Source organism: Streptomyces sp. NBC_01171 (genome assembly GCF_045039805.1).
In the GTDB taxonomy this organism is placed as follows: Bacteria; Actinomycetota; Actinomycetes; order Streptomycetales; family Streptomycetaceae; genus Streptomyces.
Genome location: NZ_CP108609.1, coordinates 4,417,206 through 4,442,032 on the forward strand (window position 1 = coordinate 4,417,206; position 24,827 = coordinate 4,442,032).

The 24,827-nt window shown below is 71.4% G+C and carries 20 protein-coding genes; 18 read left to right on the forward strand and 2 right to left on the reverse strand.

Annotation, left to right across the window (positions count from 1 at the left end):
- Positions 1-215: 215 nt before the first annotated feature.
- The 10 genes from OG448_RS20360 to OG448_RS20405 all read left to right on the forward strand — a co-directional run bounded on the left by OG448_RS20360 (position 216) and on the right by OG448_RS20405 (position 12,985).
- Positions 216-1,730, forward strand: a complete 1,515-nt coding sequence (locus tag OG448_RS20360; protein WP_405555755.1) for a bifunctional folylpolyglutamate synthase/dihydrofolate synthase — start codon at positions 216-218, stop codon at positions 1,728-1,730.
- 12 nt (positions 1,731-1,742) lie between these two features.
- Positions 1,743-2,108: a DUF4233 domain-containing protein gene (locus OG448_RS20365; RefSeq protein WP_391291767.1), complete on the forward strand. Its 366-nt coding sequence runs from the start codon at positions 1,743-1,745 to the stop codon at positions 2,106-2,108.
- Positions 2,109-2,169: 61 nt separating this feature from the next.
- Entirely contained in the window at positions 2,170-2,583 is a 414-nt protein-coding gene (gene ndk, locus OG448_RS20370) for a nucleoside-diphosphate kinase (protein WP_405555757.1), read from the forward strand.
- 341 nt (positions 2,584-2,924) lie between these two features.
- Entirely contained in the window at positions 2,925-3,944 is a 1,020-nt protein-coding gene (locus OG448_RS20375) for a rod shape-determining protein (RefSeq protein ID WP_020940056.1), read from the forward strand.
- A gap of 163 nt (positions 3,945-4,107) precedes the next feature.
- Positions 4,108-5,064: a rod shape-determining protein MreC gene (mreC, locus tag OG448_RS20380; protein ID WP_405555760.1), complete on the forward strand. Its 957-nt coding sequence runs from the start codon at positions 4,108-4,110 to the stop codon at positions 5,062-5,064.
- 13 nt (positions 5,065-5,077) lie between these two features.
- Positions 5,078-5,752 carry a rod shape-determining protein MreD gene (gene mreD / locus OG448_RS20385; protein WP_030814149.1) on the forward strand — a complete coding sequence of 225 codons (675 nt, stop codon included), beginning with the start codon at positions 5,078-5,080 and terminating at the stop codon, positions 5,750-5,752.
- A 131-nt stretch (positions 5,753-5,883) separates the two neighbouring features.
- Positions 5,884-8,130, forward strand: coding sequence for a penicillin-binding protein 2 (mrdA, locus tag OG448_RS20390; protein ID WP_405555762.1), 2,247 nt, complete (start codon positions 5,884-5,886; stop codon positions 8,128-8,130).
- Positions 8,127-9,323, forward strand: coding sequence for a rod shape-determining protein RodA (gene rodA / locus OG448_RS20395; RefSeq protein ID WP_405555764.1), 1,197 nt, complete (start codon positions 8,127-8,129; stop codon positions 9,321-9,323). Before mrdA ends, rodA begins: the two co-directional genes overlap by 4 nt.
- A 99-nt stretch (positions 9,324-9,422) precedes the next feature.
- On the forward strand, positions 9,423-10,925 hold the full coding sequence (locus OG448_RS20400) for a CHAD domain-containing protein (RefSeq protein ID WP_405555766.1): 1,503 nt from the start codon (positions 9,423-9,425) through the stop codon (positions 10,923-10,925).
- Between the two features lie 104 nt (positions 10,926-11,029).
- Positions 11,030-12,985, forward strand: a complete 1,956-nt coding sequence (locus OG448_RS20405; RefSeq protein WP_405555768.1) for a TIGR03960 family B12-binding radical SAM protein — start codon at positions 11,030-11,032, stop codon at positions 12,983-12,985.
- A gap of 64 nt (positions 12,986-13,049) precedes the next feature.
- Here the strand turns inward: OG448_RS20405 and OG448_RS20410 are convergent, their stop codons facing one another.
- Positions 13,050-13,403: a DUF805 domain-containing protein gene (locus OG448_RS20410; protein ID WP_405555770.1), complete on the reverse strand. Its 354-nt coding sequence runs from the start codon at positions 13,401-13,403 to the stop codon at positions 13,050-13,052.
- Between the two features lie 132 nt (positions 13,404-13,535).
- Positions 13,536-14,777, reverse strand: a complete 1,242-nt coding sequence (locus OG448_RS20415) for an alpha/beta hydrolase family protein (RefSeq protein ID WP_405555772.1) — start codon at positions 14,775-14,777, stop codon at positions 13,536-13,538.
- A 184-nt stretch (positions 14,778-14,961) separates the two neighbouring features.
- Here OG448_RS20415 and OG448_RS20420 point away from each other — a divergent pair, with 184 nt between their 5' ends.
- From OG448_RS20420 to rpmA, 8 genes are all read left to right on the forward strand, one after another.
- On the forward strand, positions 14,962-15,576 hold the full coding sequence (locus tag OG448_RS20420; RefSeq protein ID WP_405555774.1) for a hypothetical protein: 615 nt from the start codon (positions 14,962-14,964) through the stop codon (positions 15,574-15,576).
- Positions 15,577-15,615: 39 nt separating this feature from the next.
- Entirely contained in the window at positions 15,616-16,683 is a 1,068-nt protein-coding gene (locus tag OG448_RS20425; RefSeq protein WP_405555776.1) for a hypothetical protein, read from the forward strand.
- 46 nt (positions 16,684-16,729) lie between these two features.
- A complete protein-coding gene (locus OG448_RS20430; RefSeq protein ID WP_405555778.1) occupies positions 16,730-17,506 on the forward strand; it encodes a TIGR03936 family radical SAM-associated protein in 777 nt (258 codons plus the stop codon).
- Positions 17,507-17,771: 265 nt separating this feature from the next.
- Complete coding sequence (locus OG448_RS20435; RefSeq protein WP_405555780.1) at positions 17,772-22,064, forward strand: Rne/Rng family ribonuclease; 4,293 nt, start codon at positions 17,772-17,774, stop codon at positions 22,062-22,064.
- A gap of 115 nt (positions 22,065-22,179) precedes the next feature.
- Entirely contained in the window at positions 22,180-22,932 is a 753-nt protein-coding gene (locus tag OG448_RS20440) for a sugar phosphate nucleotidyltransferase (protein ID WP_405555781.1), read from the forward strand.
- Positions 22,920-23,981: an iron-containing alcohol dehydrogenase family protein gene (locus tag OG448_RS20445; RefSeq protein WP_405555783.1), complete on the forward strand. Its 1,062-nt coding sequence runs from the start codon at positions 22,920-22,922 to the stop codon at positions 23,979-23,981. The genes OG448_RS20440 and OG448_RS20445 overlap by 13 nt, the downstream gene beginning before the upstream one ends.
- A 191-nt stretch (positions 23,982-24,172) precedes the next feature.
- Positions 24,173-24,493: a 50S ribosomal protein L21 gene (rplU, locus tag OG448_RS20450; RefSeq protein WP_030815038.1), complete on the forward strand. Its 321-nt coding sequence runs from the start codon at positions 24,173-24,175 to the stop codon at positions 24,491-24,493.
- Between the two features lie 14 nt (positions 24,494-24,507).
- Positions 24,508-24,762: a 50S ribosomal protein L27 gene (gene rpmA, locus OG448_RS20455; protein WP_391291753.1), complete on the forward strand. Its 255-nt coding sequence runs from the start codon at positions 24,508-24,510 to the stop codon at positions 24,760-24,762.
- The last annotated feature ends 65 nt before the right edge of the window (positions 24,763-24,827 follow it).

Consider the following 24,827-nt stretch of genomic DNA (forward strand, 5'->3'; position numbering starts at 1 on the left):
CGCCGGGGGCTGTCGTCTGCCCGCGGCCTGGGGGCACCTCCCAGGCCCGCAAGGCAGTGGGGGAGGCACGACTGCCCGCAGCCAAGTGGGAGAACAGTTCAGCGAGGCCCGGCTGTGGCTCCCCAGGGGCGCGGGGAACCGCGCGACCGGCCACGACGGGCCCCGCGGTCGGACCACCACGCGCGACACGGCACCCCCTCCGTAGACTGGGCGACGTGAGCGACTCGCCCGGTAACAACGACACGCCCGACCCCCTCGCCGACTTCGACGACATCATCGCCGAGGAGACCGACCGCGACCCCGACCTCGCCGTGATCGAGGCGGGCAGCCGCACCCTGCGTACCCAGGGCGGCCCGCCGGAGGCCGACGTACCGGCCCGCCCCGAGGACCCCGAGGTGGACCGCGCCCTGCGCGAGGTGGAGACCGAGCTGGCCACCCGCTGGGGCGAGACCAAGCTGGAGCCGTCCGTCACCCGGATCGCCGCCCTGATGGACGTACTGGGCGACCCCCAGCACACGTACCCCTCCATCCACATCACCGGCACCAACGGCAAGACCTCCACCGCCCGCATGATCGAGGCCCTGCTCGGCGCCTTCGAACTGCGCACCGGCCGCTACACCAGCCCCCACGTGCAGTCGGTGACCGAGCGCATCAGCCTGGACGGCGCCCCGATCAGCGCCGAGCGCTTCATCGAGACGTACGAAGACATCAAGCCGTACATCGAGATGGTCGACACCGCCCAGGAGCACCGCCTCTCCTTCTTCGAGGTGCTCACCGGCATGGCGTACGCCGCCTTCGCGGACGCGCCCGTGGACGTCGCCGTGGTCGAGGTCGGCATGGGCGGAAGCTGGGACGCGACCAACGTGATCGACGGTGACGTCGCCGTGGTCATGCCGATCTCGCTGGACCACACCGACCGCCTGGGCGGGACGCCCGAGCTGATCGCCACCGAGAAGGCCGGCATCATCAAGCCGGACTCGACCGTGATCATGGCCCAGCAGCCGGTGGACGCGGCCCAGGTGCTGCTGAAGAAGGCCGTCGAGGAGAACGCCACCGTGGCCCGTGAGGGCATGGAGTTCGGCGTGGTGGACCGCCAGGTCGCCGTCGGCGGCCAGTTGCTCACCCTGCGCGGACTGGGCGGCGAGTACCCCGAGGTCTACCTCCCGCTGCACGGCGCCCACCAGGCGCACAACGCGGCCGTCGCCCTCGCCGCCGTCGAGGCGTTCTTCGGCGTCGGCGCCGAGCGCGCCGAGCCGCTGGACATCGACACCGTGCGCAAGGCGTTCGCGGCCGTCTCCTCACCGGGCCGGCTGGAGATCGTCCGGCGTTCCCCGACCGTCGTGCTGGACGCCGCCCACAACCCGGCCGGCGCCGAGGCGACCGCCGAGGCGGTGCGGGAGTCGTTCGACTTCAGCCGGCTGATCGGCGTGGTCGGCGCGAGCGCGGACAAGAACGTGCGCGGGGTGCTGGAGGCGTTCGAGCCGATCTTCGCGGAGGTCGTCGTCACGCAGAACTCCAGCCACCGCGCGATGGACGCGGACGAACTGGCGGGCATCGCCGTCGAGGTGTTCGGCGAGGACCGCGTCCAGGTCGAGCCCCGGCTGCCCGAGGCGCTGGAGGCCGCGATCACGCTGGCCGAGGAGGAGGGCGAGTTCGCCGGCGGCGGCGTACTGGTCACCGGTTCGGTCATCACGGTGGGCGAGGCACGCCTGCTGCTTCGGAAGGGCTGAGGTAAACCGCTCGTGCGTACGCTCTGTTCATCGACGCTGATCGGCGAGTTCTTCGTCATCGGGTTCGCCGGTCTGGTCGCCATGAAGGACCCCTCGCTGGCCGTGTCCACGGTGTGGTGGGTCTGCGGGGTCGCCATGGTGCTGTCCGTGCTGCTGTGCGGCATGGTGACCCGGCCGGGCGGCGTCGTCCTCGGCTGGGCCCTCCAGCTCGCCCTGATCGCCTCGGGCTTCTTCGTCCCGATGATGTACTTCATGGGCGCCGTCTTCGCGGCCCTGTGGTGGGCCTCGGTCCACTACGGCCGCAAGGTGGACGAGGCCAAGGCCCGCTTCGCGGCCGCCGCCGAGGCCGGCTCCTCCCCTACGGCTGACGCTGCGTGACGAGGGCGCGGACACGCCCTGTAACCTCGTGCCACCGCACGTCAGTCGTAAGGAGCCTCCCGTGACCCAGCGCACCCTCGTCCTGCTCAAGCCCGATGCCGTCCGTCGTGGCCTGATCGGCGAGATCATCGGCCGTATCGAGCGCAAGGCCGACTGGCGGATCGCCGCGCTGGAGCTGCGGAATTTGGACCGGGGCATCCTGGAGCAGCACTACGCCGAGCACGTGGGCCGTCCGTTCTACGAGCCGCTGGTCGAGTTCATGTCCTCCGGCCCCGTCGTCGCCCTGATCGTCGAGGGGGAGCGGGTCATCGAGGGTGTGCGGCAGCTCGCCGGGCCGACCGACCCGATCGCGGCGGCTCCCGGTTCCATCCGGGGCGACTTCGGTGTCATCGTGCGCGAGAACCTGATCCACGCCTCGGACTCGGAGGAGTCCGCCGAGCGCGAGGTGAAGATTTTCTTTCCGGGCCGTGACTGACCGGTGCGGTGCGGGCCAGTCCTGGCCACGCCGTAAGGAGTTTTAGGGAATTTTTTCTGAGGGGCCGTCAGGCTCCCCGGATATCCCGCCCCCGGGCGGCCGTACCATTTCGGCCGTCCCTCGGCATATGCGTTGCCGTTCGGGGGAACGCATGCCCCCGATGGGCCGTCTCCACAAGCGAGGCGGCGCGCCATCTGCTGACAATGGGCGAAGACCCTCGCGCGGTGTTCGTGCAGGCGCGTCTACGATGGAAGCCTTCACGTCACCGCACCCACCTCGCCGACCTGAAAAGCCCTCAAAAGCTTCCAGGGGAGGCCCGTCGAATCCTGATGGGGAACTCAATGTCGTTCATCGGCCGTGACATGGCTGTCGACCTCGGGACCGCCAACACGCTGGTGTACGTCAGGGGTCGCGGGATCGTACTCAACGAGCCGTCCGTCGTGGCGATCAACACCAACACCGGTGGAATCCTCGCGGTCGGCGCCGAAGCGAAGAAGATGATCGGCCGCACGCCGGGCAACATCGTCGCCGTGCGGCCGCTGAAGGACGGCGTGATCGCCGACTTCGAGATCACCGAGCGGATGCTCCGCTACTTCATCCTGAAGATCCACAAGCGGCGGTATCTGGCCCGGCCTCGGGTCGTCGTCTGCGTGCCCTCGGGCATCACCGGCGTCGAGCGACGCGCCGTCATCGAAGCCTCCTCCCAGGCGGGCGCCCGCCAGGTGCACATCATCGAGGAGCCCATGGCCGCGGCCATCGGCTCCGGCCTGCCGGTCCACGAGGCCACGGGCAACATGGTGGTGGACATCGGCGGCGGCACCACGGAGGTCGCGGTCATCTCCCTCGGCGGCATCGTCACCGCCCAGTCCATCCGCGTCGCGGGTGACGAACTGGACAACGCGATCATCCAGTACATCAAGAAGGAGTACAGCCTCCTGCTGGGTGAGCGGACGGCCGAACAGATCAAGATCACGATCGGTTCGGCGTACGACCTCGACTCCGACGAGCACACCGAAGTCCGCGGCCGGGACCTGGTGTCCGGGCTGCCCAAGACCGTCGTCATCTCCGCGGCGGAGGTGCGCAAGGCGATCGAGGAACCGGTCAACGCGATCGTCGACGCCGTCAAGACGACCCTGGACAAGTGCCCGCCGGAGCTGTCCGGCGACATCATGGACCGGGGCATCGTGCTGACCGGCGGCGGCGCCCTGCTGCGCGGCCTCGACGAGCGGCTGCGCCGGGAGACCGGCATGCCGATCCACATCGCCGAGGACCCGCTCGACAGCGTCGCGCTCGGTTCCGGCAAGTGTGTCGAGGAGTTCGAGGCGCTGCAGCAGGTGCTCGACGCCCAGCCGCGCCGATGACATGACACTTCGATTCCGCCGTACGAGACTTCAGCTCTCGTGCGGCGGATCGTTGATATAGAGGCATAAGCTCCCCCAACGGACCCCCTTCGATTCGCGCATCGGCAACGGCGCTTTATCGGGGTCCCCCAATTCCTATAGAGGAAGGGCACGGCCGCCGCACGTGAGGGACACGAAAGAGAGCCGGCTGCTCCTGGTCCTGCTGATCGCCATCGCGTTCGCACTGATCACGGTGGACATCCGCGGAGGCCGGAACTCCCCGGTCGACGGAGCCCGGCAGGCCGCGGCCGCGGCCTTCGGCCCGATCGAGAACGGAATGTCCACGGCGGTGGACCCGGTGGGCAACGCCGTCTCCGCCGTCCGGGACTCCGGAGACCGCCATGACCGGCTCGCCGTCATGGAGAAGGAGAACGCGGCGCTCAAGGCCAAGCTGGGCAGTGACGACCGCACCCGCAGCCGCCTGAACCAGCTCGACAAGATGCTGAAGGTGGCCGGCCAGGGCCAGTACGGCATCAAGGGCGCCCAGGTCATCGCCATAGGAGCGTCCCAGGGCTTCTCCTGGACCATCACCATCGACGCGGGCGCGAACGACGGCGTCAGGCGGGACATGACCGTGCTCAACGGCGACGGCCTGGTCGGCCGCGTCACCACGGTCGGCCCCGACACCGCCACCGTGCTGCTCGCCAACGACCCCGACTTCACCGTCGGCACCCGGATGGAGGGCAACGACGAACTCGGCTTCGCCTCCGGCCAGGGCGACCGCCCGCTGCGCGTGGAACTCCTCAACGGCAAGGCGGAGGTGAAGAAGGGCGACCGGCTCATCACCTTCGGCTCCCAGGCCGACAAGCCGTTCGTGCCCGGCGTGCCGGTCGGCGTGGTCTCCCGCGTCGACCCCTCCGGCGGCGGCCTGACCCGCACGCTCTACGTCACTCCGTACGTCGGCTTCAGCAAGCTCGACATCGTCGGCGTGGTCGTCGCGGGACCGAAGAAGGACCCGCGCGACGAGGTCCTCCCGGCCAAGCCCAAGCCGGTCCCGACGCCCACGGTGACCGTCACGGTCACCCCCTCGGCGGACGGCTCCGCGCCGGACGACACCGACACCGACGGCCAGCAGCAGTAGGAGCTGAACCCCCATGCGCCTCAACCGCGTCCTGCTCTCCACCGTGCTGGTGGTCGTCGCCCTGGTGATCCAGGTGAGTGTCCTGGCCCGCCTCCATCTGCCCGGTGCCGTGCCCGACCTGCTCCTCCTGACCGTCCTCGGCCTGGCCCTGGTGTACGGCCATGTCGGCGGCGCCCTGGTCGGCTTCGGCGCCGGACTCCTCGCGGACCTCGCCCCGCCCGCCGACCACGCGGCCGGCCGCTACGCCCTGGTGCTGTGCGTCATCGGCTACTTCGCCGGGCTGGTCAAGCCCGAGACCGGCAGGCTGAAGTCCGCGACCGGCCCGATGGCCGTCGTGGTCGCCGCCGCGATCGGTTCCACCCTGCTCTACGCGGGCGTCGGCGCCCTGGTCGGCGACACCGCCGCCCGCCATGTCGGCCTGCCCGGCCTGCTGTTCTCGGCCGCGCTGTACGACCTGCTGCTGGCGCCCTTCGTGGTGCCCGGCGTGATGTGGCTGGCCCGCCGCGCGGACAACGACCCGCTGGCCGAGTCCGGCCCCGCCGCCAAGGCCGGGAACATCTCCTCGGGTTGGCTCTCCTCCGGCACCGGTCTGCGGATCGGCTCCCAGCGGGGCTTCGGCGCGCTGAAGGCCAAGGCCCGCACCCGCTCCGCCCGCGTCGGCCGGATCAAGGGGGTCAAGCGGCTGTGACGGCCCCCGAATTCCACCCACTCGAATTCACTCGAACGGGGAAGAACCGGCGGAACCGGGCCACTTCGGCCGCACGTTCATCATCCGTACGCGCACATCAGTTCCCGCGCTGAGAGGGGGAGTCAGCAGCAGTGACCAACATTCCCGAGACCGGGCGGACCCCACGGGTCCAGATCCGGCTGGTCGTCATCCAGATCCTCGTGCTCTCCCTGCTCGGCACCCTCGGCGGCCGGCTGTGGTACCTCCAGATCCGCGAGGGCGCCGCGTACCAGCGGGAGGCGTCCGGCAACCACGTCCAGCAGGTGGTGGACCCCGCCGTGCGCGGTGACATCCTGGACGCGCGCGGGGTCCCGCTCGCGGACAACGAGACGCGGCTCGTCGTCTCCGCCTCCCGCACCGACCTGCTCAAGCAGAAGGACGACGGCAAGGGCGTGCTGGCCAAGCTCGCCGCCGTCCTCGGCCTGAAGCCGGAGGACGTGCAGCAGAAGGTCCGGCTGTGCGACGCCAAGACCCCCCAGCCCTGCTGGAACGGCTCGCCCTACCAGCCGATCCCGATCACCGACGAGGCCACGCCCAAGCAGGCCCTCCAGATCCGGGAGCGCGCCGAGGACTTCCCCGGCATCACCGCCGAGCCCGAGGCCGTCCGCCGGTACGGGGCGCCCGGCAAGGCCAACACCTCCCAGGTCCTCGGGTATCTCTCCCCGGTCACCGACGAGGAGATCCAGAAGGCGAAGGACACCGACTCGCCGTACCTGCGCTCTGACATGGTCGGCCGCTCCGGCCTGGAGCGGCAGTACGACAAGGAGCTGCGCGGCAAGGCGGGCGTCACGCGCTACGAGGTGGACAACCTGGGCCGGGTCATCGGCAAGGCCCAGGCCGACCCGGCGGAGTCCGGCTCCAACCTGGTCACCAGCATCGACTCGCGCATCCAGCGGGTGACCGAGTTCGAGCTGGACAAGGCGATGAAGGTCGCCCGTCAGCAGTTCGACAAGATCACCGGAACCAACTACAAGGCGGACTCCGGTGCCGCCGTGGTGATGGAGGCCAAGACCGGCCGCATCGTCGCCATGGCCTCGGCGCCCGACTACGACCCGAACGTCTGGGTCGGCGGCATCTCCGCCAAGGACTACCAGGCCCTCACCGGCAAGAACTCCGACTACCCGCTGCTGAACCGCGCCATCCAGGGCCAGGCCGCACCGGGCTCGACCTTCAAGGTGGTCTCCACGGCAGCCGCGGTCCAGGCGGGTTACGACTTCAACGGCCGCTACCCCTGCACGAGTTCGTACTCGGTGGGCGGCCAGGTCTTCAAGAACTTCGAGGGCGAGAGCTTCGGCCCGATCCCGCTCGGCCGGGCGCTCGAGGTCTCCTGCGACACCGTCTTCTACTACCTCTCCGACCAGCAGTGGAAGAAGGACGGCGGCATCAACCCGAAGAAGGGTCAGCCCAAGGACTTCTTCTACAAGACCGCCCACCAGTTCGGCCTCGGCAAGGAGACCGGCGTCGACCTGCCCAACGAGGTCACCGGCCGCGTCCCCGACCGCCAGTGGAAGCTGGACTACTGGAAGGCCAACAAGGACGCCTGGTGCAAGTACGGCAAGAAGGACGGGTCGTACGTCGAGAAGATCGCCTACGAGAACTGCCTCGAGGGCAACAAGATGCGTGAGGGTGACTCGATCAACTACTCCATCGGCCAGGGCGACACCCTCGTCACGCCGATCCAGGAGGCGGTGATCTACGGCGCCGTCGCCAACGGCGGCACGATGTACCACCCGAGCATCGGCAAGGCGGTCATCAGCGCGGACGGCAAGTCGGTGCGCGATCTGAAGCCGAGGCCGTCGGGCAAGCTGCCGGTGAGCAAGGCCACCCTCAAGGGCATGGACGACGCCTTCGCGGGCGTCATCACCCGGGGCACCGCCGCGTGGAAGTTCGGCGGCTGGCCGCAGGACAAGATCCCGCTGCACGGCAAGACCGGGACGGCGGAGGTCTACGGCAAGCAGACCACCTCCTGGCTGGCGACCTACTCCAAGGACTACACGGTGATCATGACGATCGCCCAGGCCGGTACGGGTTCCGGAGCCTCCGGTGAGGCCGTGCGCAACATCTACAGCGCGCTGTACGGCGTGCAGGGCGACGGCTCCATCGACAACAAGAAGGCGATGCTGCCGGAGCCGCAGAAGACCCTGCCGAAGGTCCGTCCCGACGGCACCGTGGCCTCTCCGAAGATCGCCGGCGACCCGGCCAAGGACGTGGAGGCCGCGCAGAAGAACAACACCAGCAACGACGAGGACCAGCCCCCCGCCACCTCGCCCTCGCCCAACACCAACAGCAACACCCGCAGGCGGCCCCGCCGGAGGGGGAGCCGGAGGACGCGCACATGACCGGCAACACCTTCTCCGTCTCCGGGTACGGCCCCAAGCGGGCGGGCTGGACCAGGATCTTCGCCCGCGACTCGCTGGCCCGCAGACTGGACTGGCCGATGCTGCTGGCGGCGCTCGCGCTGTCGATGATCGGCTCCCTGCTGGTGTTCTCGGCGACCCGCAACCGCACCGAGATCAACCAGGGCGACCCGTACTACTTCCTGATCCGGCACTTCATGAACACCGGCATCGGGCTCGCCCTGATGATCGGCACCCTGTGGCTGGGCCACCGCGGCCTGCGCAACGCGGTGCCGATCCTCTACGGCCTCTCGGTGGCCGGCATCCTGGCGGTGCTCACCCCGCTCGGCTCCACCGTCAACGGCGCCCACTCCTGGATCGTGCTCGGCGGCGGCTTCTCGCTCCAGCCCTCGGAGTTCGTGAAGATCACGATCATCCTGGGCATGGCGATGCTGCTGTCCGCGCGGGTCGACGCGGGCGACAAGGCGTACCCGGACCACCGCACGGTGCTCCAGGCGCTCGGGCTGGCGGCGGTGCCGATCCTCATCGTGCTGCTCATGCCCGACCTGGGGTCGGTCATGGTGATGGTGATCATCATCCTGGGCGTGCTGCTCGCCTCCGGCGCCTCCAACCGCTGGGTGTTCGGCCTCATCTCGGCCGGCGCCATCGGTGCCATCGCGGTGTGGCAGCTCCACATCCTGGACGACTACCAGATCAACCGGTTCGCGGCCTTCGCCAACCCGGAGCTGGACCCGGCGGGCGTCGGCTACAACACCAACCAGGCCCGTATCGCCATCGGCTCCGGCGGGCTGACCGGTTCCGGGCTGTTCCACGGCTCGCAGACCACGGGCCAGTTCGTGCCGGAGCAGCAGACCGACTTCGTCTTCACCGTGGCGGGCGAGGAACTCGGCTTCCTCGGGGCCGGCCTGATAATCCTTCTCCTCGGCGTCATCCTGTGGCGCGCCTGCCGCATCGCCCGCGACTCGACCGAGCTGTACGGCACGGTCGTGGCCGCCGGCATCGTCGCCTGGTTCGCCTTCCAGGCGTTCGAGAACGTCGGCATGACGCTGGGCATCATGCCGGTCACCGGCCTGCCGTTGCCCTTCGTCTCCTACGGCGGCTCCTCGATGTTCGCGGTGTGGATCGCCGTGGGGCTGTTGCAGTCGATCAGAGCGCAGCGCCCGATGTCTGCGTGAGCCCGAAGCGGTGCCGGGTGAGGGCCGGGAGTCGTTCTCCCGGCCCTCACCCGTGTCCGGGGGCTGGTTGAGGTCGCGGACGCGTTCTAGATTCGGTTCATGACGGACGTGAAGCGGGAGATCGAGCGGAAGTACGAGGTGGCGGACGGGGGGCTGCCCGAGCTGGCCGGGGCGGGCGCGGTGGCGGACGTCGTGGACAGAGGCGTGGTCGAGCTGGACGCCGTCTACTACGACACCGCCGACGAGCGGCTGGGCGCGGCCTCGCTCACCCTGCGCCGCCGTACCGGGGGCGCGGACGCCGGGTGGCATCTGAAGTTCCCGGTCGCTCCCGGTGTCCGGGACGAGATCCAGGCCCCGCTCTCGGACACCCTGCCCGAGGAGATCGCCGCGCTGGTCCGCTCACGGGTCCGGGGTGCCGAGCTGGTCCCCGTGGTCCGGCTGCGGTCCGCCCGCGACGTACGGCACCTGCTCGGCGCGGACGGCGCGCTGCTGGCCGAGGCGAGCGTGGACACCGTGACCGCCGAGCGGCTCAACCGCGCGGGCGGCACGGCCCGGTGGACCGAGATCGAGGTGGAGCTGGCGGACGGCGCCGACCCGGCCGTGCTGGACGCCGTCGAGGAGCGGCTCGCCGAGGCGGGGGTGCGGCCCTCGAAGGCGTCGTCCAAGGTGGCCGAGGCGCTGCGCCGCACCGGCGGCTCCCGTGCCCGGTCGGCGGGGCGGGCGGCGGAGCCGGTGACGGCGGGGGACCACGTCCTCGCGTACCTCCGTGAGCAGCGCGAGGCGATCCTCGCCCGTGACCCCGGTGTCCGCCGGGACCTGCCGGACTCCGTGCACCAGATGCGGGTGGCCACCCGCCGGCTCCGCTCCGCCTTCCGCAGCTTCGGCTCGGTGCTGGACCGGGACGCCACCGACCCGGTCGCCGCCGAGCTGAAGTGGCTGGCCCGCGAACTCGGGGTCGATCGCGACCAGGAGGTGCTGGCGGAACGGCTGTCGGAGGCCCTGGACGCCGTCCCGCCCGGCGAGGTCACCGGTCCCGTCCGTGAGCGCCTCGCCTCCTGGGCGACCGCCCGGCACGGCAGTACCCGCGGCCATCTGCTCGGGGTGCTGGACTCCGCCCGCTATCTCGCCCTGCTGGACAGCCTCGACACCCTGCTCGCCGACCCGCCGCTGCGGAAGAAGGCGGCGGAGAAGCCGCGTAAGGTGCTGACCCGTGCCCTGAAGAAGGAGGGCGCCAAGCTGGCCCGGCTGGTGACGGCCGCGCTGGACCTGCCGCCCGGCGAGGACCGCGACCACGCCCTGCACCAGGCCCGTAAGCGGGCCAAGCGCGCCCGGTACGCCGCCGAGGCCGCCGTCCCCGCGCTTCGAGGCTCCGCCCGCGCCCTGGCCCGCGCGGCGAAGAAGCTGACCAGCCTGCTCGGCGAGCACCAGGACAGCGTGCTGGCCCGGCAGACCCTGCGCGAGCTGGCGGCGGTGGCGCACGCGGCGGGGGAGAGCGCGTTCACGTACGGCGTGCTGTACGAGCGGGAGGAGCGGGCGGCGCGGCGTACGGAGGAGAAGCTGCCCCGCCGGTGGGCGAAGGCCCGGTCGGCGTTCCCGCACTGAGATCGGCGTGCGGGGGAGGCGTCCGAACGGGTTAGGCTTGATGGTCACCCTTCCAGCCTCCGGCCGGGAGATGCCCCCAGTCAGCTCACAAAGGTAATGCCGCGATGTCTGTCGAGTCGGTCTTCCCGCAGCTCGAAGCCTTGCTCCCGCATGTGCAGAAGCCGATCCAGTACGTCGGCGGAGAGCTCAACTCCACGGTCAAGCCCTGGGACGAGGCCGAGGTCCGCTGGGCGCTGATGTACCCGGACGCGTACGAGGTGGGTCTGCCCAACCAGGGCGTCATGATCCTCTACGAGGTGCTCAACGAGCAGCAGGGCGTCCTCGCCGAGCGCACGTACAGCGTGTGGCCGGACCTGGAGGCGCTGATGCGGGAGCACGGCGTCCCGCAGTTCACCGTCGACAGCCACCGCCCGGTGAAGGCGTTCGACGTGTTCGGCCTGAGCTTCTCCACCGAGCTGGGCTACACCAACATGCTCACGGCGCTGGAGCTGGCGGGCATCCCGCTGGAGTCCCGGGACCGTACGGTCGACGACCCGATCGTGCTGGCCGGCGGGCACGCGGCGTTCAACCCGGAGCCGATCGCGGACTTCATCGACGCGGCGATCATCGGTGACGGCGAGCAGGCCGTGCTGGACATGACGGAGATCATCCGCCGCTGGAAGGCGGAGGGCCGTCCCGGTGGCCGCGAGGAGGTCCTCCTCCGGCTGGCGAAGACGGGCGCGGTGTACATCCCGGCGTTCTACGACGTGGAGTACCTGCCCGACGGCCGCATCGGCCGGGTCGTGCCCAACCGTTCCGGTGTCCCGTGGCGGGTCTCCAAGCACACGGTGATGGACCTGGACGAGTGGCCGTACCCGAAGCAGCCGCTGGTGCCGCTGGCGGAGACGGTGCACGAGCGGATGTCGGTCGAGATCTTCCGCGGCTGCACGCGCGGCTGCCGCTTCTGCCAGGCGGGCATGATCACCCGTCCCGTGCGCGAGCGCTCGATCACCGGCATCGGTGACATGGTCGAGAAGGGGCTCAACGCGACCGGCTTCGAGGAGGTCGGCCTGCTGTCGCTGTCCTCGGCGGACCACTCCGAGATCGGTGAGATCGCCAAGGGCCTGGCGGACCGCTACACGGACGACAAGATCGGCCTCTCGCTCCCCTCCACCCGTGTCGACGCGTTCAACGTCGACCTGGCCAACGAGCTGACCCGCAACGGCCGTCGTTCGGGCCTCACCTTCGCCCCCGAGGGCGGCTCCGAGCGCATGCGCAAGGTCATCAACAAGATGGTCTCGGAGGAGGACCTGATCCGCACGGTCGCCACCGCCTACGGCAACGGCTGGCGCCAGGTGAAGCTGTACTTCATGTGCGGCCTGCCGACCGAGACCGACGACGACGTCCTCCAGATCGCCGACATGGCGACCCACGTGATCCAGAAGGGCCGCGAGGTCTCCGGCTCGGGCGACATCCGCTGCACGGTCTCCATCGGCGGGTTCGTACCCAAGCCGCACACGCCGTTCCAGTGGGCGCCGCAGCTCTCCGCCGAGGAGACCGACGCGCGCCTGCAGAAGCTCCGCGACAAGATCCGGGGCGACAAGAAGTACGGCCGCTCGATCGGTTTCCGCTACCACGACGGCAAGCCCGGCATCGTCGAGGGTCTGCTCTCGCGCGGCGACCGGCGCGTCGGCGCGGTCATCCGCGCGGTCTACGAGGACGGCGGCCGCTTCGACGGCTGGCGCGAGCACTTCTCCTACGACCGCTGGATGGGCTGCGCGGACAAGGCGCTGGCCCAGTTCGGCGTCGACGTCGACTGGTACACCACCCGCGAGCGCTCCTACGAGGAGGTCCTCCCCTGGGACCACCTCGACTCCGGCCTCGACAAGGACTGGCTCTGGGAGGACTGGCAGGACGCCCTCGACGAGACCGAGGTCGAGGACTGCCGCTGGACCCCCTGCTTCGACTGCGGCGTCTGCCCGCAGATGGACACCCACATCCAGATCGGCCCGACGGGCAAGAAGCTCCTCCCCCTGGCAGTGAAGAACGCCGCCCCGACCCCGAGCGGCCACTCCCACTGAGCACGAACGCGACGAAGGGCCCACCGGAAGATCCGGTGGGCCCTTCGTCGTGGCTGGGCCGGCGTCAGACCGCCGGGGCGTACTTCGGGTTGGGGCCGTATTCGTTGGTTTCCGGCTTGCCCTCGGAGGCGAGGAAGACGATCAGGATGATGGCGCCGACGAACGGGATCAGCGCGATCAGGACCCACCAGCCGGAGCGGCTCGTGTCGTGCAGGCGGCGGACCGTGACGGCGAGGGACGGCAGCAGTACCGCCAGCCCGTAGATACCGGCGAGGAAGTTGATGTCCAGCGCGCTGTCCAGGATCGTCAGCACGATGCTGATGATCAAGCTGAACAGGGTGAACATCCAGTATTCCTGCCGCCGCGCGCGACCGCTGAACACCGCGTACTTCTTGAGCACGTCCACGTACCAGTGCATTTTCTCGTCCCCCCTGGGAAGTGCGTGAGTGGCTTCCCATGGAAGCAGCAGTACTGGCCGGAATCCATAGCTTTGGCGTGGTCAGGTCAAGGCGTTACGCGCCCGCAGCCGTACGGTGATCAAACCCGTTGATCACGCCGTGCCGGCGACGGCGAGCCGGGCGTCCAGCCAGTCGAAGACCCGCTCCTCGAACAGCGCCCGCCCGAGCGGCTCGCAGTGCAGATGCGCCCCCTCCTCCTCGGTGAAGCGCACCAGTTCCTTGGGGCCGGGCAGCGCGTCGTACAACTGCTCCGAGGCGCCGGGCCAGAAGTGCTCGCCCTCCGGGTCGGTGATCAGCAGCGGGGTGGTGATGTGGTCCACGACGCGGGTGAGGTCGTGCCGGGAGACCTCGGTCAGCAGGTCGTACCGCGAGACCTCGCGGAGCAGGTCGTAGGGCGCCTCGATGCCGTACGGCTTGGCCCGCCAGCGCCAGGTCGCGGCCAGCGCCGGGTTCTGCTCCAGCGCCTCCCCGATGATCGCGTCGAAGGCGTCCCGGTCCCCGCACTCCCACAGCGTGCGCAGGTCCGGGCCGAGGTGCTGCCACCAGCTCTCCGCCACCCGCACCACCCCCGGATCGGCGACCGCCGCCGCGACACGGTGCTCGAAGGCCAGCGCGCGCGGCACCCAGTACCCGGCCTGGCTGATCCCGGCCAGCGCGATCCGCCGTGGGTCCACGTCGGGACGGGCGAGGAGGAAGTCCACGACCGGGGTGATGACGTTCTCCCAGTCCGGCCGGAAAGTGACCCCGCGCTCGAAGAGCATCGACTGCTGCCCGGGCCCGTCGAAGAGCAGGACGCGGTAGCCGCGCTCCACCGCCGGGGCACCGAGCAGCGTCCAGGTCGTGCTGAGCGGGCCGTCGCTGCCGTTGTTGGCGATCAGCGTCGGCAGCGGCTCGTCCGTGCCGGGCGGGCTGACCAGATAGCCGGGGAGCGTCGTGCCCTCGTACGGGATCGACACCGGCTCGGCCGGCGGGTCCAGGGCCAGCAGGAACCGGTCCAGGCAGGCCCGGTGCTCGGTGAACGCCTCCGCCGCCCGTTTCTCGGCGTCGGGTACCGCGTCCACGCCCACCATCGCGGTGCCCAGATAGCCGGCCGCGCGCAGCCAGCCCTCGCGGGCGCTCACCAGGTGCCCGGCCGCCGCGCACTCCTCCGCCTCCACCCGGACACGGCGGCCCAGGTCCAGCCAGGCGTCGAACCACACCTGCCCGTCTCCGTCCGCCACCGACGCGGCGGTGCTGAGCACTTCGCCCGCGTCTGCTCCCCGCCGCCACACCGAACCGAGGGCGAGCAGGATCTCGTAGTTGAACTGGTCGTTCTCGCTGAAGCGATACGTCATGACGGCTCCAGGGCATGCCGGGCGAACCCCTCACTCGTCCGGACCGCACCTCTCACGGTAGGTGCCAGGCCGTCGCACCGCACCACGAGCGAGCGGCGTGCGGGCGGGGGAGTGCGGCGCGACGATGGGTGTGGGGGCGGCCCGCGGCATCCCACGACGGCATACCTCAGGAGAGGACGTCCTCATGGTTGAGCAGGCGACCACGGAACAGACCGCGCCCAGAAAGAAGCCCGTCGGCACCGTCGGCGTGTTCCTCTCCTTCGCCCCCTGGATCATCTTCGGCGTGGTGGCCAGCCCCAGCACCTGGCAGTACGCGGCCCTCGCCGCCCTGGTCGCGGCCCTCGTGCTGTCCGCCCAGGACCTGCTGCACGGCAAGATCCGCGTCCTCGACGCGGCCGGCATCGTGTTCTTCGCCGTCCTCTCCGTCCTCGCCCTCGCCCTGAACCGCTCGGACCTGCTCTGGCTGGAGACCTACGCCCAGGTCATCTCCAACGGCCTGGTCGCCGTCGTCGCGTTCGCCTCGCTGCTGTACGACCCCTTCACCGCGCAGTACGCCCGTGAGTCGACCCCGCGCCAGTACTGGAACTCGCCGGTCTTCCGGCACATCAACCGGGTGCTCACCACGTACTGGGGCGTCACCTTCGCCATCATGACGGCCTCCACCTGGCTCGCCATCCACTTCCCCGGCCAGGACGACTGGTTCAACTGGGTCATCCCCGTCGTCCTGCTGGTGATCGCGGTCAAGTTCACCCAGCGCTACCCGGAGACGTACAAGTCCCGGGTGGTACCGGCGGGCTGAAAAGGCATCCAAAACCGGGTCAGCGGCGTCCATCAGGGTATGGACCTCGACAAGCCGCCCGCCCAACAGCCCCCGGAGGGCTGCCTCGTCGTCGCCCTCCGGCTGCCCGTCCGGATCGTCGTGCTGGTGCTCGTGGTGCCGGTACGGCTGGTCTGGGACGCGCTGGTCGTGGCCGGACGGTTCCTGCACGCCACCGTGCTGCGGCCCCTCGGCCGCGCGCTGCTGTGGGTCGGCCGGGCCCTCTTCGTCTGGCCCTTCGTGGCGCTGTGGCGCTGGGTGCTGGTCCCGGTGGGCACCGCGCTGAGGTGGCTCGGGGACGTGCTGGTCGCCGCGCCGCTGCGCTGGGTCCACGCCCATCTCCTGACCCCCCTCGGCCATGCGCTGCGCTGGGCCGCGCGGGGTGTGGTCACCTACCTGCTGGCGCCGGTCGGCCGGGGGCTGGCACGGCTCGCGCGAGGTGTCGGCGCGCTGCTGGCCGCCGTCGGGTGCGGCCTGTTCACCGGCGCCGCCTGGCTCGTCCGGCATCTGCTGGTGGTCCCGGCCCGGTGGCTGTACGTCCAGGTGCTGAGCCCGGTCGGGCGGGCCCTGCTGTGGCTCGCCGAGGTCCTCGTCACCGGCGCCGGGGCGGGCCTGTACTGGACGGCCCGCATCCTGTTCGTGCTGCCCGCCCTCGCCCTGTGGCGCTGGGTGCTGGCCCCCGTAGGCCGGGTGCTGGCCCTGGTCGCGCGGGAGGTCGTCGACGCGCTCGGGCACGCCTGGCGGGTCGCCGGGCACGTCTCCCGCGTCGTGGGCCGCGCTCTGGGGACCCTCTTCCGGTGGATCTTCGTGGAGCCCGCCCGCTGGGTGTACCGGACCGTCCTCACCCCGGTCGGACACGTCGTACGGGACGTGGTGCTGCGGCCCGCCGCCCGGGCCGCGCGCGAGGTGGGACGGGTCACCCGGCTGACCCTCGCCGCCGCCCGCGACACCGTGCGCGAGACCCGCCAGGACCTGCGCCGGGCCCTCTTCGGGGAACCCCGGCAGCAGGTCGGGGTGGACCGGCGGGAACCTCCGGCGCGCGACCCACGTACTCTTGGTAGCAGTACGACCGTTCTCACGAAGGACTAGGACACTGGGCAAGCGACAGCCCGAAGGCCCGCCGCCCGCACCCGCGGTGCAGCGCATCCGACTGCGTTACACCAAGCGCGGCCGCCTCCGGTTCACCAGCCACCGTGACTTCCAGCGCGCCTTCGAGCGCGCGTTGCGCCGCGCCGAGGTACCCATGGCGTACTCGGCGGGGTTCACGCCGCACCCGAAGGTGTCGTACGCCAATGCCGCACCCACCGGCACGGGCAGTGAGGCGGAGTACCTGGAGATCGCGCTGACCGCACCGCGCGACCCCGGCACCCTGCGCGCCCTGCTCGACGAGTCGATGCCCGCCGGGCTCGACATCGTCGACGCCGTGGAGGGCCGCACCTCAGGACTCGCCGACCGGCTCACCGCCTCCGTGTGGGAGCTGCGGCTGGACGGCGTGGCCCCCGAGGACGCCCAGGCCGCCACCGACGCCTTCATGGCGGCGGAGACGGTGGAGGTGCAGCGGATGGCCAAGAACGGCGTCCGTACCTTCGACGCCCGCGCCGCCGTCGTCACCCTGGAAACGCGGGACGAGTCGGCTGATAGGCCCAGCGACCGGCCCTGTGCGATACTGCGCCTGGTTGTTCGGCACGTGACGCCTGCCGTACGACCCGACGACGTCCTGTCCGGTCTTCGCGCCGTGGCCGACCTGGCGCCGCCGGTCCCCGCAGCGGTGACCAGGCTGGCGCAGGGGCTGTTCGATGAAGAGACCGGCACGGTGACCGACCCGCTCGCGCCCGACCGCGAGGCAGCCCAGGCCCCGAAGGCCGAACCGGCTGCCGCCGCGACGGCGCCGGCGCCGGAAGGTCCCGCGTAGGGACGGACGCCGTAGCGCCGCCCTTTGATCCGGGAGCCACCTGGGTCGGGCAGCGCACCGACCAGAAGACTTTCGCCAGGCCGTACCGACAAGGCGTACGGAACCGGCGAGACAGGACAGAGAGTGCTCCCGTGCGGCGCCCGCGCCCCGGACGGCGGCCACCGCGCATCGCGCGGGCCGCGGACGTCAGCGGTGGCCGGTCTTTACGAGACCGGCCCCGGACCAGGCGCGGCGACCCGGGAGCTCCGACGGGAGAAATGCCCGCATGCTCGAACCGACCGAGCCCAACGAGGGCTCCGAACCGAACACCCCCAGCGACACGCTGCCCCCGCGCAGGCGTCGTCGCGCCGCCTCCCGCCCGGCGGGTTCGCCCGCCGCCGGAACCGGCACCGAGACCACCGCGCAGCCCGAGGCCGCCGCACCGGTACCGCAGGCCGAGGCCCCCGAGGCCCCCGCCGAGACGGCACCGCGTCCGCGTCGCCGCACCACCCGCCGCGCCTCCGCGCCCGCCGGGACCCCGACGGCCGCCGAGGCCGCCACCGTCACCGAGCCGGCCGTACCGGCCGCGTCCGCCGACGAACAGGCCGACGCCGACGCCGCTGCCGAGACCGCCGCACCCGCGCCGCGCCGCACCCGCCGCCGGGCCTCCGCGCCCGCCGGGGCGCCCACGCAGGTCACCGCCGAGGACAACAAGGCCGAGGAGGCCGACGTGGCCCAGGACACCGAGGACAACAAGGCCGCCGAGCCGGCCGAGTCCGCCGCCGAGACCCCCGCCGCGCGTCCGCGCCGCCGCGCCACCCGGCGCGCCTCCGCCCCGGCCGGTGCGCCGAAGGCCGCCGAGGCGCCCGAGGCCGAGACGCCCGAGGCCGAGACGCCCGCCGCCGAGAAGCCCGCCGCCGAGAAGCCCGCCGCCGAGAAGCCCGCCGAGCCGGTGCCGGCCGCCGAGACGGAGGCCGAGGCCGCGGCCGCGCGTCCGCGCCGTCGGGCCACCCGCCGTGCCTCCGCGCCCGCCGCCGAGGCCGCCGTCACCGAGACCCCCGCCGCCGAGACCGAAGCCGAGCCGGCCCAGGCCGCCGAGGCCGAGACCGCTCCGGCCGGTCGTACGCGCCGTCGCGCCACCCGCCGTGTCACCGCGCCCACCGAGACCCCGGCCGCCGAGGCCCCCGCCGCCGAGACCGAGCCGGTCGTCGAAGCCGAGCCGGTCGCCCAGCCCGAGCCGGAGACCGAGGCCGCCCCCGGCCGTGCCCGTCGTCGCGCCACCCGCCGGGCCTCCGCGCCCGCCGGTGCCCCGGCCGCCGCCGAGGAGAAGGCGGAGGAGAAGGCGGAGGAGAAGCCCCCGGCCGCCGAGGCCGAGCCGCGCCCCGCCCGCAAGGCGACGCAGTCCGAGCCCGCGCCCACCGAGACCGAGGGCGGCCGCCGCCGTCGCCGCTCCGTGCGGCAGGCCGCGGGCGGGTTCTCCGCGCCCGCCCCCGCCGAGGGCGACGCCCCCCGCCGTACCGCCCGGCCCGCCGTGGCCACCTTCCAGGCGCCGGTCTTCACCGAGCCGAGGTTCCAGACCCCGCAGCGCGCCGCCGCCGAGGCCGCGGCCCAGGCCGCCGGTGTCCGGGAGCCCGAGAAGGCGGAGGAGGCCGAGAAGCCCGAGGAGACCACCGCCGCTCCCGAGCCCGCCGCCGACGAGCGCGCCGACAACGGCCGCCGTCGCCGTCGCCGCCGTGGTGCCCCCGTCGAGGAGACCCGCGCCGTCGAGGAGAAGCCGGAGCAGGTTGAGGAGCCCACCGAGGACGAGGGCGACGACTCCGACGACGCCGAGGGCTCGGACGACTCCGGTTCGCGCCGCCGTCGCCGCCGGGGCGGCCGTCGCCGCCGCCGTGGCGACGCCTACGACGGTGACGACAACGGCGAGGACACCGACGACGAGTCCGGCGACCTGGCCGCCGAGCAGGCGGAGCAGGACGCCGAGGACACGGCAGAGCAGGACGCCGAGGATTCTGAGGACGCCGAGGACGCCGAGGACGCGCGGGGCGAGGAGTCGGGTGGCTCCAGCTCCAGCCGTCGCCGCCGTCGCCGTCGCCGTCGCGCCGGTGACTCCGGTGGCGAGGCCGAGCCGGCGACCACGGACGACCCCGAGCGCACCGTCGTCAAGGTCCGCGAGCCCCGCAAGGCCGCCGAGCCGTCCGACGAGGTCCAGTCCATCAAGGGCTCGACCCGCCTGGAGGCCAAGAAGCAGCGTCGCCGCGAGGGCCGCGAGCAGGGCCGCCGCCGCGTGCCGATCATCACCGAGGCCGAGTTCCTGGCCCGCCGCGAGGCCGTCGAGCGCGTGATGGTCGTGCGCCAGCACGGCGAGCGCACCCAGATCGGCGTCCTGGAGGACGGCGTGCTCGTCGAGCACTACGTCAACAAGGAGCAGGCCACCTCGTACGTCGGCAACGTCTACCTGGGCAAGGTCCAGAACGTGCTGCCGTCCATGGAGGCCGCCTTCATCGACATCGGCAAGGGCCGCAACGCCGTCCTGTACGCCGGTGAGGTCAACTTCGAGGCGCTCGGCATGGCCAACGGGCCGCGCCGCATCGAGTCCGCCCTCAAGTCCGGCCAGCCGGTCCTGGTACAGGTGACCAAGGACCCGATCGGCCACAAGGGCGCCCGCCTCACCAGCCAGGTCTCCCTGCCGGGCCGTTACCTCGTGTACGTCCCCGAGGGCTCGATGACCGGCATCAGCCGCAAGCTGCCCGACACCGAGCGGGCCCGGCTGAAGACCATCCTCAAGAAGATCGTCCCCGAGGACGCGGGCGTCATCGTGCGCACCGCCGCCGAGGGCGCGAGCGAGGACGAGCTGCGCCGTGACGTCGAGCGTCTCCAGGAGCAGTGGGAGGAGATCAAGAAGAAGGCGAAGACGGGCAACGCCCCGGCGCTGCTGTACGGCGAGCCGGACATGACCGTCCGGGTCGTCCGCGACATCTTCAACGAGGACTTCTCCAAGGTCATCGTCAGCGGCGACGAGGCGTGGTCGACCATCCACGGCTACGTCTCCCACGTCGCTCCCGACCTCACCGACCGGCTCCAGAAGTGGACCGGCGAGGTCGACGTCTTCGCCACGTACCGGATCGACGAGCAGCTCGCCAAGGCGCTGGACCGCAAGGTCTGGCTGCCCAGCGGCGGTTCGCTGGTGATCGACCGGACCGAGGCGATGGTCGTGGTCGACGTCAACACCGGCAAGTTCACCGGCCAGGGCGGCAACCTGGAGGAGACGGTCACCAGGAACAACCTGGAGGCGGCCGAGGAGATCGTGCGCCAGCTCCGGCTGCGCGACCTCGGCGGCATCATCGTCATCGACTTCATCGACATGGTGCTGGAGTCCAACCGGGACCTGGTGTTGCGCCGCCTGCTGGAGTGCCTGGGCCGGGACCGGACCAAGCACCAGGTGGCCGAGGTGACCTCGCTGGGCCTGGTGCAGATGACCCGCAAGCGGGTCGGCCAGGGTCTGCTGGAGTCCTTCTCCGAGAACTGCGTCCACTGCAACGGCCGCGGTGTCATCGTGCACATGGAGCAGCCCACCTCCGTCGGTGGCGGTGGTGGCGGCAAGCGCAAGAAGCGCGGTCGCGGAGACGGGCAGGTCCACGAGCACGAGACCGCCGCGCCGATGGAGACCGAGACGGTCGACGAGGTGGCCGCCGAGGCCGCCGAGCCGGTCGCGCTGCCCGCGCCGGACTTCACCTCGGACGAGGAGCTGTACAGCTCCGTCGCCGAGGCGGAGGCCGCCGCCGGACGTGGTCGCTCGCGCCGCAAGGCCGGCCGTAGGGCCTCGGCCCCGGCCGGTGCGCCGAAGGAGGGCAGCCGCCGCTCCACCGAGCGGGCCGAGCGGTTCGAGCGGGCCGCCGAGGAGGCACCGACCGCCGCGTCGGTCACCGCCGAGGAGGCCGCCACCACCCCCGTGCTGCCGGAGCCGGCCGCCGAGGCGCACGCCGAGCCGATGGCCGCCGAGGACCCGGTGGTCGCGCCGGAGCCCGCCGCCGAGGAGGCCGCGCCCAAGGGCCGCGCCCGTCGCCGGGTCACCCGTAAGGTGTCCGCGCCCGCCGGTTCGCCGGCCGGGGCCGAGGCCGCCGTGGTGACCGTCGCCGAGCCCGCGCCGGTGGCCGAGCCGGAGCCGCAGCCGGAGGCCGCCCCGGCGGCCGAGGAGAGCGCCGCCCCGGCCCGTCCGCGCCGCCGCGCGGTACGCAAGGCCACCGCGCCGACCGCGTCGGAGGAGGCGGCCGTCCTGGTCGTCCCGTCGTCCGCGCCGGAGCCGGCCACCACCGAGGAGCCCGCCGCCGAGGCGGAGACCGAGGAGGCCGCGCCCGCCAAGAAGACCGCCCGCAAGGCGGCCAAGAAGGCACCGGCGAAGAAGACGGCCGCGAAGAAGACCACGGCCGCCAAGAAGACGACGGCCGCGAAGAAGACGGCCGCCAAGACGACGACGGCGAAGAAGACGACGGCCAAGAAGGCGGCCAAGACCGCCAAGACGGCCGCCAAGTCGACGGCGAAGAAGGCCACCACGGTCCCCGCGCCGGACGACGAGAGCTGAACCGAACACCCCTCGTGTGGTCCTGTCGCTCGCGACAGGGCCACACGGCTTTACCCCCCACCCCGCGAACCGGGGAAGTCGCCCCGTGAACCGGGGAAGTTAAGGAGAACCCGCGATGATAGGTCTCGTGCTGGCGGCCGGCGCCGGACGGCGTCTGCGCCCCTACACCGACACCCTGCCCAAGGCTCTGGTGCCGGTGGGCCCGGAGGGCGACGAGGAGTCGCTGACGGTGCTGGACCTGACGCTGGGGAACTTCGCGGAGGTCGGCCTGACCGAGGTCGGTGTCATCGTCGGCTACCGCAAGGAGGCCGTCTACGACCGCAAGGCCGCGCTGGAGGCGAAGTACGGCCTGAAGATCACGCTGATCGACAACGACAAGGCCGAGGAGTGGAACAACGCCTACTCCCTGTGGTGCGGCCGGGACGCCCTGAAGGACGGCGTGATCCTCGCCAACGGCGACACCGTGCACCCGGTCTCCGTCGAGAAGACGCTGCTGGCCGCGCGCGGTGACGGCAAGAAGATCATCCTCGCGCTGGACACCGTGAAGTCCCTGGCGGACGAGGAGATGAAGGTCGTCGTGGACCCCGAGAAGGGCGTCCAGAAGATCACCAAGCTGATGGACCCGGCCGAGGCCACGGGCGAGTACATCGGCGTCACCCTCATCGAGGGCGACGCGGCCGAGGAGCTGGCCGACGCCCTGCGCGCCACCTTCGAGCGCGACCCGCAGCTCTACTACGAGGACGGTTACCAGGAGCTGGTCGACCGCGGCTTCCGCATCGACGTCCAGCCCATCGGTGACGTCTCCTGGGTCGAGATCGACAACCACGACGACCTCGCCAAGGGACGGGAGATCGCGTGCCGATACTGACCCGGCTCATTCCCTCGCCGGTCGTCGTGGACATCCGCCCGGGTGCCCTCGCCGACCTGGCGAGCATCCTCGCCGACCAGCGCATCTCGCACTCCGGCCGCCTCGCCGTCGCCGTCAGCGGCGGCTCGGGCGCCCGGCTGCGCGAGCGGGTCGCCCCGCAGTTGCCGGGCGCGACCTGGTACGAGGTCGGCGGCGGCACGCTGGACGACGCCGTGCGGCTCGCCGACGAGATGAAGTCCGGCCGCTACGACGCGGTGGTCGGGCTCGGCGGCGGGAAGGTCATCGACTGCGCCAAGTACGCGGCGGCCCGCATCGGCCTGCCGCTGGTCGCGGTCGCCACCAACCTGTCCCACGACGGCATCTGCTCGCCGGTGTCCATCCTGGACAACGACGCGGGCCGGGGCTCGTACGGCGTGCCCACGCCCATCGCACTGCTGATCGACACCGACATCATCCGCGAGACCCCGGTGCGCTTCGTGCGCTCGGGCATCGGGGACGCCGTGTCGAACATCTCGGCCGTCGCGGACTGGGAGCTGGCCAACCGGGTCAACGGCGAGAAGATCGACGGTCTCGCCGCCGCCATGGCCCGCCAGGCGGGCGAGGCGGTGCTCCGGCACCCTGGTGGCTGCGGCGACGACGCGTTCCTCGCCGTCCTCGCCGAGGGACTGGTGCTGTCCGGCATCGCCATGTCGATCGCCGGCCACACCCGCCCCTCCTCCGGCGCCTGCCACGAGATCAGCCACGCGCTCGACCTGCTCTTCCCCAAGCGGGCCGCCAGCCACGGCGAGCAGGTGGGCCTCGGCGCCGCCTTCGCCATGCATCTGCGCGGCGACCACGAGGGCTCCTTCCTCATGGCCGCCTCGCTGCGCAGGCACGGGCTGCCGGTGCTGGCCGAGGAGATCGGGTTCAGCGTGGACGAGTTCGTCCGGGCCGTGGAGTTCGCGCCGGAGACCCGACCCGGCCGGTACACGATCCTGGAGCACCTGGACCTGTCCCCGGACCAGATCCGGCAGGCGTACGCCGCCTACAGGGCCTCGCTGGACCGCTGATCAGAGCCCGGTTTGACCCGTACGGGACGCCCCCCGTACTCTTGACCGTCGGCGTGTCATTTGAACATGCCACATCCCCGTAAACCTTCTCCTCCCGGTCGCCCGGTGCGGTCGGGAGAGGTCGTTCATGGTGTTCTGCCGGTCCGGCTGGCCTGCGGGGGTGCCGTTCTTCGAGCGAAAGTGAGATCCGCGTGTACGCCATCGTGCGCAGCGGTGGTCGCCAGCACAAGGTTGCTGTCGGCGACATCGTTGAGGTTGACAAGATTTCCACCGCCAATGTTGGCGACACGGTCGAGCTTTCGACCCTGCTCGTTGTCGACGGCGACTCCGTGACCAGCGACCCGTGGGTGCTGGCCGGCATCAAGGTCCAGGCCGAGGTCGTGGACCACCACAAGGGCCAGAAGATCGACATTCTGCGCTACAAGAACAAGACCGGCTACCGCCGTCGTCAGGGCCACCGCCAGCAGTACACGGCGATCAAGGTCACTGAGATCCCCGCGGCTGCGAAGTAAGGGACTGAGAAGACATGGCACACAAGAAGGGCGCATCGTCCACCCGGAACGGTCGCGACTCCAATGCCCAGCGGCTCGGCGTGAAGCGCTTCGGCGGTCAGGTCGTCAACGCCGGTGAGATCCTGGTCCGCCAGCGCGGCACCCACTTCCACCCCGGTGCGGGCGTCGGCCGTGGCGGCGACGACACGCTGTTCGCGCTGCTGCCCGGTGCGGTGGAGTTCGGCACCAACCGTGGCCGCAAGGTCGTGAACATCGTTCCGGTCGCCTGAATCCCTGATTCACGGCCGCGAGCGTAAAAAGCTGCGCGAGGCGGACCTCACTTCCCGGTCGGGAA